Here is an 11701-nt window from a genome sequence, read left to right as displayed (position 1 = left end):
AGAGTGGCCGTCCGGTCGGCCGGGCCCGCCTCCGTGCGCTGCCGCCGCCGGGATCCCCCCACCTCACGGACGGCTCCGACCGCGCCCCGCGCGCGCAGCGGCGCCGCCGCCTTCCCGTGTCCGTACGTCCCCCTGAGAGCGATGCTGGCAACGACCCTCGTCCCCCGGGCCACCGATCTGTTCGACCAGGGCCTGGAACACCGGACCGGTTCCGCCCTGCTGCGGTTCGGCGCCGCGCGGCAGCGACCGGCCGGCCGGCCCGGCTGGTCCGGCGACGGCGCCGTGGCCTGGCTCGACGACACCCGCGGGCACGTGTGGAGCGTCGGCGGACCACAGGCCGCGGCCGGACTGGTCCTGCGCGCCGCGCTCGGCCTGCCCGACCGGGTGCGGGAGTTCACCGGCCCGCGCGGCACGGAGGCCCTGGTCGGCCGCCACCTCCCGGTGACCGACGTCGTCGAGTGGGACTTCCGCTGGACCCTTCAGGAACCGCCCGTCCAGCGCGCGGAGGAGCGGGTGGTCACGCTCGACGAGACCCACCACGACGAACTGCTCGCCTTCCTCGGGGTGCACAGCCCGGCCCACTCCACCGGACCCGGCTCCTGTGCCGTCAGCCTGTGGGCGGGCATCCGCGACGCGGACGGCAACCTCGTGGCCTGCGGCGCCCTGAGCAGCCTGCGGGACACCGGCGCCCCGCTCATGGCCTCGGTCGCCACCGACGCCGCGCAGCGCGGCCAGGGCCTCGGTGCGGCACTGACCGCGTGGCTGACCCGGTACGCGGTGCGCCGGTACGGCTTCTGCACGCTGTGGCAGCTCGCCGACAACGCGCCGGCCGACCGGCTCTACACCCGCCTCGGCTACCGCAACGAGGACCCCTGCGTGTCCGCCCGCCTCGTCACGCACTGACCCGGGACGCCGCGGACACCGCCGCCGGCCGGGCCCCGGCTCACCGGCCGGCCGGCGCCGGGTCCGGCAGGACCCGCAGCAGCAGCGAGAGGGCCACGGCCAGGGCGAGGTCGAAGAGCAGCGCCGCCATCAGGGCGTGCCCGTAGGCGCCGACGTCGTGGCGTGCGGCGTGGCCCAGCGTCCCGTAGAACAGGACGCCGACCAGCGCGACCCCGACCGAGCCGCCGATCTGCTGGCCGGTGGAGAGCACACCGGAGGCCATCCCGATCTCCGCCGGCCGGATGCGGGCGAGCACGGCGTTGAGCAGCGGAGTCACCAGCACCCCGTTCCCCAGGCCCACGACGAGCAGCGGCAGGGCCAGCGACCGGGCCGTCAGCGCCTGGCCGGCGAGCCCGACGACACCGAGCGACACCGCGTGGCCGAGCCCCAGGACCAGCGCCCCGGCCTGCAACAGCCGCTTCCTGTACCGCGCCAGGCGCCCCGCCACCAGGCTCCCGGTGAAGAAGCCCGCGGCGAACGGCAGGTAGAACACCCCGGCGCCCAGCGCGTCCAGCCCCAGCCCGTCCTGCACGGTCACGGACAGCACCAGGAAGAACGAGTTGATCCCGAAGTAGGCCAGGAGGACCAGCACCATCCCGATCGCGAAGGCCCGCTCACGCAGCAGCCCCGGCCGTACCAGCGGGGACCGGCCGCGCGCCTCGACCCGGCGTTCCACGGCGACGAAGCCGACCAGGGCGAGCACCCCCGCGGCCAGGCTGACCCACGCCCAGGCGGGCCACCCGGCCTCTCGGCCCTCCACCACGGGCACGACCAGGAGGAACAGCGCCACGGTCAGCACCGCCACGCCCGCCAGGTCCAGCCGGCGGCCCTCGGGCGCCCGCGACTCGGGCAGGAGGACCGCCGCGAGGGCCAGCGTCACCAGCCCGACGGGAACGTTGACCCAGAAGATCGGCCGCCAGGACGCGCCGAACAGGTCGGCGGAGAGCAGGACTCCGCCCAGCAGCTGGCCGGCCACCCCCGCCGCGCCGATCACGGCCCCCAGCACGCCGAAGGCCCGGGCCCGCCGCTCCGGCGGCAGCAGCACCTGGATCGTCGAGAAGACCTGCGGGAACATCACCGCGGCCCCGAGCCCCTGGACGAGCCGGGCCGCGATCAGCGCGCCGGCCCCGGGCGCGGCCGCGCAGCCCACCGACGCCAGGGTGAAGACGCCCATCCCGATGAGGAAACAGCGCCGGCGGCCGAACCGGTCGCCGAGGCGGGCACCGGTGATCAGCGCGACGGCGTAGGTGAGTTGATAGCCCGCCAGGATCAGCTGCACATCGGCGTCCGAGGCGCGCAGATCGTCCTGGATGGCGGGCGCCGCCACCAGCACGATGAAGGTGTCGAGCACGGCCATGAAGACGCCGGTGAGGACGACGGACAGGGCCCGCCACGGAGCGGGCGGGCAGGCCGCCGCGGTGTGCGGGGCAGCGGCGGCGGGCGAGGCAGGTGCCGGATCGGTCGGCGGTCGGAGAGGAGTCATGCCTGCGACCCTGGCCCGGGCAGCAGGAGCCATACAGAGGCGATTTATCCTGGTGGCAGCGGTACCGGTGTCGACCGAACGACCACCTCAGGGCTTCGGCGCCCGGGGCCGCGTACGGGGAAACGGTGGGCGCACGGCACGGTGCGCGGGGGAGAGGGATCCGATGGCCGACCGGGAACGGCGCCGGGTGCTGGCGGAGTTCCTCCGCTCGCGACGCGAACGGGTCCCGCCCGCCGACGCCGGACTCCCGGCGGGCCCCCGCCGCCGTACGCCCGGGCTGCGCCGCGAGGAGGTCGCCGTCCTCTCGGGCGTCAGCGTCACCTGGTACACCTGGCTCGAACAGGCCAGGGACATCAGCGTGAGCCGTCAGGTGCTGCACAGCCTGGCCCGGGCGCTGCGGCTGTCCGCCGCCGAGACCCGCCACCTGTTCGCCCTGGCCGGGCAGCCGCTGCCCGAGCCGGCCGGCGACCACCCCGGCGGGCCGGAACTGCAGCGCCTGGTGGACGCGCTCGACCCGCACCCCGCGTACCTGCTCGCGCCCAACTGGGACCTGCTGGCCTGGAACCGCGCCGAGGCCGGTCTCATCGGCGACCCCGCCCACTGGGACGCCGCGGAACGCAACCTGCTGCGCCTGGTGTTCACCCGGCCCGGCATCCGTACGCTCCTGACCGACTGGGACGGCCAGGCCAGGGCTCTGCTGGAGCAGTACCGCGCCAGCGCCGACCGGCACCCCGGCGACCCGGAATTCCGCCGGCTGACCGGCGAACTGCGCGCCCGCAGCGAGGAGTTCAGGGCCTGGTGGGCCACCCATGACGTGGCGGACTTCCGGCCGGCGCGCAGGGAGTTCGACCATCCGTCACTGGGCCGGCTGACCTTCGACTACGTCAAGCTCGCGGCCGTGGACGCACCGGGCGTCACCCTGGTTTCCTGCCTGCCCGCCGACGCGGCGACCGCCGCCAGACTCCCCGAACTCGCCGCGCTCAGCCCGGCAGGCGATCCCCGTCCGACGGGAGGAGCCGCAGCGGCAGGGACTTGAGGCCGTGGATGAAGTTCGACACCAAGTACCGTGGTGGGGCGGCGAGTTCCAGGGCCGGCAGCAGATCTCGGGTCTCCTCGTAGAGCACCCGCAGCTGCAGCCGGGCGAGATGGGCACCCAGGCAGACGTGCGGGCCGTCGCCGAAGGAGACATGGGGGTTGGGCGTACGGGCGAGGTCCAGGCGGTGCGGGGCGGCGAACACCCGCTCGTCGTAGTTGGCCGAGCCGTGGAAGACGACCACCTTGTCACCGGCGCGAATCCGGCAGCCCGCAAGTTCCGTGTCGCACGCCGCGGTACGCCGGAAACTGAGCACCGGCGGGTGCCAGCGCAGCAGCTCCTCCACGCACGAGGACATGGCCACGGCACCGGCGCGCAGCGCGCGGTAGGCGTCCGGGTGCCGGGCCAGGGCCAGCAGTCCGCCCGGTGCCGCGCTGCGTACCGTGTCGTTCCCCGCGATGGTCAGCAGGAAGAAGAACATCTCCAGCTCGGGCGTGGCCAGTTCGCGGTCCGTGGCGAGGGCCGTCAGCACGTCGTCGCCGGGGTGCCGCCGCTTGTGGGCGGCCAGCTCCCGCGCGAACGCGAACATGTCCTGCAGCATCGCCGGGGAGCGCGGGTCGGCCGGCCGGCCGTCCGGGCCGGACGCCGGCGGACCGGATTCGTCCGGGTCCTGGTAGCCGATGACCCGCCGGGTCCAGTCCAGCAGCAGCCCGCGTTCACCGGGCGGCACCCCGAGCACGTCGGCGAGGTTGAGCAGCGCGTAATCGTCGGTGACGGTGGTGACCAGGTCGACCACACCGCTCCCGGCACGCGCGGTGTCGAGCGCCGCGGTCAGCAGCCCGCGGGCCCGGTCGCGTACCGCCGCCTCGAAGCGGTCGACCCGGCCGCGGGTGAAGGCCCGCCCGACCAGCCGACGCAAACGACCGTGGTCGTTGGGGCCTCCCCTGCTCGAACGGAGTTGAGGGGTTGGGTTGGGGTCTCCCCTGCTCGAACGGAGTTGAGAGCTTGGATTGGGGTCTCCCCTGCTCGAACGGAGTTGAGGGGTTGGATTGGGGTCTCCCCTGCTCGAACGGAGTTGAGAGCTTGGGGAAGGGTCCTGATTGAGCATCATGCGCCGGATGAACGGCAGGTCGGCGGGGTCCGGATCGCGGATCTGGGTGGCGCCCAGGTGCGAGGAGAAGGTGCGGAAGTCCTTCAGGACGCGGACGACGTCGGCATGCCGGGTGACCGCCCAGAACCCGGGCCCGGCGGGCCAGCCGAGGACCTCGTGCTCCTCCTGCCGGACCACCGGGTACCGGTCGCGCAGCAGCCGGTAGGCGGAGTGCGGCAGCCCCTGGGCGTAGCCGCGGGGGTCGAAGACGTCGGGTATCCGGGGAGCGTCGGCCGCCGGAGGCGTCATCCCGCCTCCGGCCCGCCGGCGGCCCTGATACCGCGGCCCCCGTCCCTGTCGCTGTCGCCGTCGCCGTCCGCGCGCAGGAAGTCCTCGACGGTGCGGATCAGCTCCAGCGGCGTCTCGTCCATCGCGTAGTGCCCGGCCGCCGACAGCTCGATCAGCTGGCTGTTGGCGTACCACCGCAGCCACGTCCGGCGGGTCAGTTCGGCGGTGAGAGCGGGGTCCAGGGATCCGGTCACCGCCAGCGCCGGCACCGGCGAACCGTCGACGTCGTCGGCGAAGCCCTCACCGGCCCAGGAGTCCAGCCAGGTACGGAACGCCGTCGGATTGCTGCGCTCCAGTGACCGCCGCACCATCCGGTCCAGCCAGGCGTCGGGGCGCCGGCCGCCGGACGTGAGGTCGATGATGGCCCGCCGGCTGTCCGGGGCGTGCGCCGCCGAGGAGAACAGCGCCCACTGGTCCGGCGGCAGCGGAAACCCGGAGGCGGGCACCGGCGAGATGCCGACCAGCCGCCGGACGCGCGCCGGGGCCGCGGCCAGCACCCGCTGGACGACGCTGCCGCCCATCGAATGGCCGAGCACCGAGAACCGGTCCCAGCCCAGCCGGTCGGCGAGCGCCAGCACGTCGGCCGCGCCCTCCGCCGTGGTGTAGGCGCCGGCCGCGTCCTGCGCCTCGCCGTAGCCACGGAGATCGACCAGTGCGTACTGGAAGGCGGCGCGGTCGAGGTCGGGGAGGAGCGGTGCGAAGGCGGACCGGTCGGCGAACCACCCGTGGACGGCGATCACCTTGTGCGGACCCCTGCCGTGCAGGGCGTGGGGCAGGACGAAGGAAGTCACGGGCCCCACACTGACCGTCACCACCGGGCTCCGCAAGGGCGTCCCGGCGCGGGCGGGAGCCGTGGGACGGGCGTGGCACCGATGACGCCCTGATGGTGCCCTGAGGGTGCCCTGTGGTGCCCTGAGGGTGCCCTGATAGGGCGCGGGCACCAGCGGGCAGGCATCCGGACATGACCGTCCTCCTCGGAACCTCCGGCTGGCAGTACAAGGACTGGCGCGGTGTCCTCTACCCGCCGGACCGGCCGCAGCGGCTGTGGCTGGAGGAGTACGCGCGAGGGTTCGCGACCGTCGAGAGCAATGCGGCCTTCTACCGGCTGCCCGAGGAGAAGACCTTCGCCGACTGGCGGGACCGGACCCCGGACGGCTTCGTGATGGCAGTCAAGGCGAGCCGCTATCTGACCCACATCAAGCGGCTGCGCACCCCCGAGGAGCCGGTGGACCGGCTGATGTCACGGGCCGCCGCCCTCGGGCCGCGGCTCGGGCCCGTACTGCTCCAGCTGCCGCCCACGCTGCGGCGGGACGCCGGGCTGCTGGACGCCTGCCTCGACTGCTTTCCCGCCGGTACGCGGGTGGCCGTCGAGCCCCGGCACGACTCGTGGTGGACCGAGGAGGTACGGGAGGTGCTGGAGCGCCGGGGCGCGGCGCTGTGCTGGGCCGACCGGGGGTCCCGTCCGGTGGCACCGCTGTGGCGGACCGCCGACTGGGGCTACGTGCGGTTCCACGAGGGCCGCGCGGCACCCTGGCCGCGCTACGGGAGAACGGCGCTCGCCACCTGGGCGCGCCGGATCGCCGACACCTGGCCGGACCGGGCCGAGGTGTACGCGTACTTCAACAACGACCCGGGCGGCGCGGCCGTGCACGACGCGAGCGTGTTCGCGCGGGCGGTGGCGGCCACCGGGCGCACGGTCACCCGTACGCCGTCCGGGCGCGAGGAACAGACCTGACGACAGAGCAGCCCTGACGAGCGGGCGACCTGACGACGGAACAGCCCTGACGAGCGGGCGGACGTGAACGAGAGGGAAGCCATGAGGCGAGGTGAGGACGGATGATCCGCAGGCGGGTGGTGGTCTCGGGGTCCGTGCAGGGGGTGTTCTTCCGCGACACCTGCCGGCGCACGGCCGAGGCGCGGGGCGTGGCCGGCTGGGTGCGGAACGTGCGGGACGGAACCGTGGAGGCCGTGTTCGAGGGCGATCCGGAGAGCGTGCAGAAGCTGGTGGAGTGGGCGCACCAGGGGCCGCCCGCGGCGGTCGTCGACGCGGTGTCGGTGACGGAGGAGGAACCCGAAGGGCTGCCGGGCTTCGAGGTCCGGTAATCGCCCCGGACGCCTGAAGGTGCCGTTTTCGTCCGGCCTGGCCAATTGCATGTGCCGTCGGGTCATACATCCCGACATCTCTGGTCATCCCGGTCCCCGCATCCCCCGTCGAAACGTAAATGCAGATATGTCCAGTCGCGGCCGGATGCGATGCCTTTTCCAGGGGTGCGGCGTCTTTTCGCAATGGCCGAGACGTTGCTTCCATGGGTGCGTGGTTCGTTGGATTCGTCACCCGGTGACTGACAAAGCTGCACTTCAGCGGGGTTGGGAGGGCGAACGTGAACATCCGGAAAGGAAAATGGGTGGCAGGTTGCCTGACGCTTCGTCGGCGTGATTGCATCCTTCCGGTGCGGGAGGTTGATCACCGCGGCCCGAGTTATCGGGCGGTGAACTCGCTGCCGCCGGACCGTGCGTAATTTTTCTTGCATGTGGAGTGCATGAATTCCGCGCGGCGTCCGCCAGGAATAATTGAGAGTAATGAAGGAAGGGCACGTCATGCGTGACATCGTCGAGACCTGCGAGATTGCCGACAGCGAGCTGGACAACATTTCCGGTGGTCTCGCCAGCGCCGGTGCCGAGGTGGCCGGCCACGGTGGCTCGGTGGCCATCGGCGACGTCGTCGGCACCGCCCAGTCGCTCGTCCCCTCCCTGCCCACCGGGCAGCTGACCGGTCTTGCCACCGTGCAGACCAGCGACGTCTGAGACGTCGCGGCAGACTTGCGGAGACCGGCGCGGCACCGCGTCGGCCAGGACCCCGGGACCCACGGTCCCGGGGTCCGTCCCGTTGCCCGGCATGGTCGTCGGCAGGGGTGTAAAGAGGAGTTATGCGCCTCCGGCACGGTCCAGCCCCGCCCGCCGGCTTCCGGCGGGGGAGCCCCGGCCTGCTGATCGTCCCGCTGACGATCATCGTGGCTGTGACCGTGGTGGACATCAACTCCCCGACGAGCATCCACCTCGGCCCGTTCCTGGTCGCCGCGCCCGCGATCACCGCCTCCTTCGCCGGGCCCGGACTCACCGGCGCGGTCGGCGCCCTCGCGGTGGCCGCCCAGATCGTCGTCGGCATGCTGCACGGCGGTCTGATGACCCCCAATCACCAGGCGCAGATCGCCGCCCTGCTGCTGATCTCCGTGCTCGTCACCGTCTTCCGGTACGTCCAGGACCGGCACCAGCGGCGGCTCAGCCAGGTGCAGTCGGTCGCCGTCGCGGCACAGCAGGTCCTGATGCGGCCACTGCCCGAACGCATCGGCCCGCTGCGGATCGCCGCCACCTACCTCGCCGCCGAAGCCGAGGCGCTGATCGGCGGCGACCTGTACGCGGTGGCACCCGTTCCGGGGGCCACCCGGCTGGTCGTCGGCGACGTCCGCGGCAAGGGGCTGGCCGCCATCGGGGAGGCGGCGGTGCTGATCGGCGCCTTCCAGGGCTCCGCCTACCGCAACCTCTCCCTGCCGGGCATGGCGGCCCACCTGGGGAACTCCGTGCACTGGAACACCGCGCACCTCACCGCCGCCGATCCCGAGCCCATCGAGTCCTTCGTGACCGCGGTGGTGCTGGACGTCCATCACGACGAGCCGTTGCTCACGATGGTGAACTGCGGGCACCCGCCACCGCTCCTGTTGCGGGAGGGCAAGGTCCGCCCCCTGGAGGTCCGTGACCCCGCGCTGCCTCTAGGAATCGTCGCCCCGGCGGAGGGCGACTACCAGGTCGAGACGTTCGGCTTCGCCCCCGGCGATCTGCTCCTGCTGTACACGGACGGGGTGATCGAGGCCCGGGACGCGACCGGCGCGTTCTACCGGCTGACGGACCGGGTCGGCGTCTGCACCGAGCGGGACCCGGGCGCGCTGGTGGCGCACCTCCGCGACGACCTGCTGGCCTACGTCGGCGGAACCCTCAGCGACGACGTCGCCCTCATCGCCCTCACCAGGACGGACGGGCCGGAGCCGCGGGCGGATCACCCGTGACCGACACCTGCGCGGGACGGAGCAGGTGGTCACCGACGCGGTAACCCTGCCGGAGCACCGCGGTGCACACGGCACCCGAGGGGCTTTCGGGACGGCTCATGGCCGTGAACGTGACGGCCTCGTGGATCTCCGGATCGAAGGCGTCGCCCACACTGCCGAACGAGATCAGGCCCAGCGCGGTCAGTTCGGCCACCAGCGCCCGGGCGACCCGCCCGAAGCCACCCGTGACCTCGCCCTGCCCGGCCGCCTCCTCGACGGCGTCGAGCACGGGCAGCAACCGGCCCAGCACGTTGACCACGGCGATCTCGCCGACCGCCAGCCGGTCCCGGTGCACCCGCTTGCGGTAGTTGTCGTACTCGGCCTTGAGACGCTGCAGATCGGCCGTGCGCTCCTGCAGCTCGGCGGTGCGCTGCCGCAGCTCGGCGCGGAGCACGGCCTCCTGGGAGGACGTACCGGCCTCTTCGGACACACGGGACGGCGGGGGACCGGTGTCCCGGTCGGTCCGCTCGGTACGGGGCGGCGGGGAACCTGCCTCGCTCCCGGAACCGGCCTTCTGCCCGCGCCGTCCGACCTCCGGCCGGTCCGTGCCGCTTCCGACGATGGCCAGCGGCGGCCGGGACGAGCCGCGGAGCCGGGGCGAGCGGCTCATGGCGCGCCTCCCTCCCGCTTGTCGTCGTCGACGATCTCGGCATCCACGACGTCGTCGGCGGTGTCGGACTTGCCCTGCTCACCCGCGCCACCCCCGGCTGCTCCGCCGCCACCCGCGGCGGCCTGCGCGGCCTGGGCGTCGGCGTACATGGCCTGGCCGAGCTTCTGGGAGACGGCCGCGACCTTCTCGGTGGCGGTGCGGATCGCCGCGGTGTCCTCGGTCTTGAGCTTTTCCTTCAGCTCACCGATGGCGGTCTCGACCTCGGTCTTGATCTCACCGGGGACCTTGCCCTCGTTGTCCTTGAGGAACTTCTCGGTCTGGTAGACGAGCTGCTCGCCCTGGTTGCGGGTCTCCGCGGCCTCGCGGCGCTGCCGGTGACGGTCATCTTCTGCTCCTTGCCCGTGCCCAGGTCCTTCGCGGTCACGTGCATGATGCCGTTGGCGTCGATGTCGAAGGAGACCTCGATCTGCGGCACCCCGCGCGGGGCCGGCGGCAGGCCGGTGAGCTGGAACATCCCGAGCTTCTTGTTGTACGCCGCGATCTCGCGCTCGCCCTGGTAGACCTGGATCTGCACGGACGCCTGGTTGTCCTCGGCGGTGGTGAAGATCTCCGAGCGCTTGGTCGGGATCGTCGTGTTCCGCTCGATGAGCTTGGTCATGATGCCGCCCTTGGTCTCGATGCCGAGGGACAGCGGGGTGACGTCGAGCAGCAGGACGTCCTTGACCTCGCCCTTGAGGACACCGGCCTGCAGGGCGGCCCCCACCGCCACGACCTCGTCCGGGTTCACGCCCTTGTGCGGGTCCTTGCCGGTGAGCTCCTTGACCAGCTCCGTCACCGCGGGCATCCGGGTCGAACCGCCGACCAGGATCACGTGGTTGATGTCCGAGAGTTTGATCCCGGCGTCCTTCACCGCGTTGTGGAACGGCGTCTTGCAGCGCTCCAGGAGGTCCGCGGTCAGCTGCTGGAACTGCGAGCGGGTCAGCTTCTCGTCCAGGTGCAGCGGCCCCTCCGCCGAGGCGCTCAGATACGGCAGGTTGATCGTCGTTTCGGTGGCCGCCGACAGCTCGATCTTCGCCTTCTCCGCGGCCTCCCGCAGCCGCTGGGTGGCCATCTTGTCGTTCGACAGGTCGATGCCGTACGCGTTCTTGAACTGCTTGGCCAGGTAGTCGACGATCCGCTGGTCCCAGTCGTCACCACCCAGATGGGTGTCGCCATTGGTGGCCTTGACCTCGACCACGCCCTCGCCGATCTCCAGCAGCGAGACGTCGAAGGTGCCACCGCCGAGGTCGAAGACCAGGATCGTCTGGTCGTTCTCCTTGTCCAGGCCGTACGCCAGCGCCGCGGCGGTCGGCTCGTTGACGATCCGCAGCACCCGCAGGCCGGCGATCTCCCCGGCCTCCTTCGTGGCGGTGCGCTGTGCGTCGTTGAAGTAGGCCGGAACGGTGACGACGGCGTCCGTCACGTCCTCGCCCAGGTAGTCCTCGGCGTCGCGCTTGAGCTTCTGGAGCACCCGCGCGGAGATCTCCTGGGCGGTGTACCGCTTGCCGTCGATGTCGCCGCTGGCGGGGAAGCGCCAGTCCGACTCGCCCATGTGGCGCTTGACCGACCGCGCGGTGCGGTCGATGTTGGTCACGGCCTGCCGTTTGGCGATCTCCCCGACCAGCACCTCACCGCCCTTGGCGAACCCCACCACCGACGGGGTAGTGCGGGCCCCCTCGGCGTTGGTGATCACCGTGGGCTCGCCGCCCTCCAGCACACTGACCACCGAGTTCGTCGTACCGAGGTCGATACCCACTGCACGTGCCATGGTTCTTCTCCTCACCTAGCGGCCCGGTGCGCTCGCCGCGGCAATTGTCCCATATCACCGCTTTGTGGTGCGTTTGCGTTTGCGCTTCGCGGCGCCTCCCACGTACCTGGCCGTCCCGCCGTCGGGGTTGCTCGCCGTTGCGCGCTTTGCGGCGCCCCGCACGTACCTGTCTTTCCCGCCGTGGGGCTTCTCGCCGTTGCGCCTGCGGCGGGCTGGGTTTGTTGTGGGTGCGGTGACGGTCCTCCGGGGCCTTGTTCGTGGACTGCTGTCGCTTTACGTCCACGAACA

At 72.3% G+C, this 11701-nt stretch carries 12 protein-coding genes and 1 pseudogene; 7 read left to right on the top strand and 6 right to left on the bottom strand.

Features of this window, described 5'->3' with window-relative positions:
• Positions 1–141 precede the first annotated feature (141 nt).
• A complete protein-coding gene (locus tag IG62_RS0119450) occupies positions 142–903 on the top strand; it encodes a GNAT family N-acetyltransferase (protein ID WP_030804353.1) in 762 nt (253 codons plus the stop codon).
• A 40-nt stretch (positions 904–943) separates the two neighbouring features.
• On the opposite strand, the gene IG62_RS0119445 is transcribed toward IG62_RS0119450, so the two are convergent.
• Positions 944–2425 (bottom strand): MFS transporter, encoded by a 1482-nt coding sequence (locus IG62_RS0119445; RefSeq protein WP_030804350.1) that lies wholly within the window; start codon positions 2423–2425, stop codon positions 944–946.
• A 163-nt stretch (positions 2426–2588) separates the two neighbouring features.
• On the opposite strand from IG62_RS0119445, the gene IG62_RS0119440 reads away from it, so the two are divergent.
• Entirely contained in the window at positions 2589–3461 is an 873-nt protein-coding gene (locus IG62_RS0119440) for a helix-turn-helix transcriptional regulator (RefSeq protein ID WP_051798268.1), read from the top strand.
• Here the strand turns inward: IG62_RS0119440 and IG62_RS0119435 are convergent.
• Positions 3406–4857 (bottom strand): cytochrome P450, encoded by a 1452-nt coding sequence (locus IG62_RS0119435; protein WP_051798265.1) that lies wholly within the window; start codon positions 4855–4857, stop codon positions 3406–3408. The two genes, IG62_RS0119440 and IG62_RS0119435, sit on opposite strands and share 56 nt — an antisense overlap.
• Positions 4854–5687, bottom strand: a complete 834-nt coding sequence (locus IG62_RS0119430) for an alpha/beta fold hydrolase (protein ID WP_051798278.1) — start codon at positions 5685–5687, stop codon at positions 4854–4856. Before IG62_RS0119430 ends, IG62_RS0119435 begins: the two co-directional genes overlap by 4 nt.
• A gap of 170 nt (positions 5688–5857) precedes the next feature.
• Between IG62_RS0119430 and IG62_RS0119425 the strand changes: the two genes are divergently transcribed.
• The 4 genes from IG62_RS0119425 to IG62_RS0119410 all read left to right on the top strand — a co-directional run bounded on the left by IG62_RS0119425 (position 5858) and on the right by IG62_RS0119410 (position 8957).
• The gene (locus IG62_RS0119425) at positions 5858–6631 is read left to right on the top strand and encodes a DUF72 domain-containing protein (RefSeq protein ID WP_030804337.1); all 774 of its coding nucleotides are present in this window, start codon (positions 5858–5860) and stop codon (positions 6629–6631) included.
• Between the two features lie 101 nt (positions 6632–6732).
• Complete coding sequence (locus IG62_RS0119420) at positions 6733–6999, top strand: acylphosphatase (protein WP_030804334.1); 267 nt, start codon at positions 6733–6735, stop codon at positions 6997–6999.
• 495 nt (positions 7000–7494) lie between these two features.
• A complete protein-coding gene (locus IG62_RS0119415) occupies positions 7495–7701 on the top strand; it encodes a hypothetical protein (protein ID WP_107053018.1) in 207 nt (68 codons plus the stop codon).
• 122 nt (positions 7702–7823) lie between these two features.
• Positions 7824–8957 carry a PP2C family protein-serine/threonine phosphatase gene (locus tag IG62_RS0119410; RefSeq protein ID WP_030804328.1) on the top strand — a complete coding sequence of 378 codons (1134 nt, stop codon included), beginning with the start codon at positions 7824–7826 and terminating at the stop codon, positions 8955–8957.
• Here the strand turns inward: IG62_RS0119410 and grpE are convergent.
• From grpE to dnaK, 3 genes and pseudogenes are all read right to left on the bottom strand, one after another.
• Positions 8914–9606 (bottom strand): nucleotide exchange factor GrpE, encoded by a 693-nt coding sequence (gene grpE / locus IG62_RS0119405; RefSeq protein ID WP_030804325.1) that lies wholly within the window; start codon positions 9604–9606, stop codon positions 8914–8916. The genes IG62_RS0119410 and grpE overlap by 44 nt on opposite strands.
• Positions 9603–9755 (bottom strand): hypothetical protein, encoded by a 153-nt coding sequence (locus IG62_RS50170; RefSeq protein WP_420711082.1) that lies wholly within the window; start codon positions 9753–9755, stop codon positions 9603–9605. The genes grpE and IG62_RS50170 overlap by 4 nt, the downstream gene beginning before the upstream one ends.
• A 54-nt stretch (positions 9756–9809) precedes the next feature.
• Positions 9810–11413: pseudogene (dnaK, locus tag IG62_RS42020) on the bottom strand (molecular chaperone DnaK); the annotation flags it as partial.
• Positions 11414–11477: 64 nt separating this feature from the next.
• Here dnaK and IG62_RS48800 point away from each other — a divergent pair.
• A partial coding sequence (locus IG62_RS48800) for a hypothetical protein (protein ID WP_234326623.1) occupies positions 11478–11701 on the top strand: 224 nt, incomplete at its 3' end.

Origin of the sequence: Streptomyces sp. NRRL S-337 (assembly GCF_000720175.1) — a bacterium.
Lineage (GTDB): Bacteria > Actinomycetota > Actinomycetes > Streptomycetales > Streptomycetaceae > Streptomyces > Streptomyces siderophoricus.
The sequence above is the reverse complement of the archived record's forward strand: the minus strand, read 5'-3'. Positions and strand labels throughout refer to the sequence as shown.

Excerpts from the sequence above, each read along its gene's own strand:
- IG62_RS0119450 (WP_030804353.1), top strand. The coding sequence starts at position 142 with ATGCTGGCAACGACCCTCGTCCCCCGGGCCACCGATCTGTTCGACCAG.
- IG62_RS0119445 (WP_030804350.1), bottom strand. The coding sequence starts at position 2,425 with ATGACTCCTCTCCGACCGCCGACCGATCCGGCACCTGCCTCGCCCGCC.
- IG62_RS0119440 (WP_051798268.1), top strand. The coding sequence starts at position 2,589 with ATGGCCGACCGGGAACGGCGCCGGGTGCTGGCGGAGTTCCTCCGCTCG.
- IG62_RS0119435 (WP_051798265.1), bottom strand. The coding sequence starts at position 4,857 with ATGACGCCTCCGGCGGCCGACGCTCCCCGGATACCCGACGTCTTCGAC.
- IG62_RS0119425 (WP_030804337.1), top strand. The coding sequence starts at position 5,858 with ATGACCGTCCTCCTCGGAACCTCCGGCTGGCAGTACAAGGACTGGCGC.
- IG62_RS0119420 (WP_030804334.1), top strand. The coding sequence starts at position 6,733 with ATGATCCGCAGGCGGGTGGTGGTCTCGGGGTCCGTGCAGGGGGTGTTC.
- IG62_RS0119415 (WP_107053018.1), top strand. The coding sequence starts at position 7,495 with ATGCGTGACATCGTCGAGACCTGCGAGATTGCCGACAGCGAGCTGGAC.
- IG62_RS0119410 (WP_030804328.1), top strand. The coding sequence starts at position 7,824 with ATGCGCCTCCGGCACGGTCCAGCCCCGCCCGCCGGCTTCCGGCGGGGG.
- grpE (WP_030804325.1), bottom strand. The coding sequence starts at position 9,606 with ATGAGCCGCTCGCCCCGGCTCCGCGGCTCGTCCCGGCCGCCGCTGGCC.
- IG62_RS50170 (WP_420711082.1), bottom strand. The coding sequence starts at position 9,755 with ATGTACGCCGACGCCCAGGCCGCGCAGGCCGCCGCGGGTGGCGGCGGA.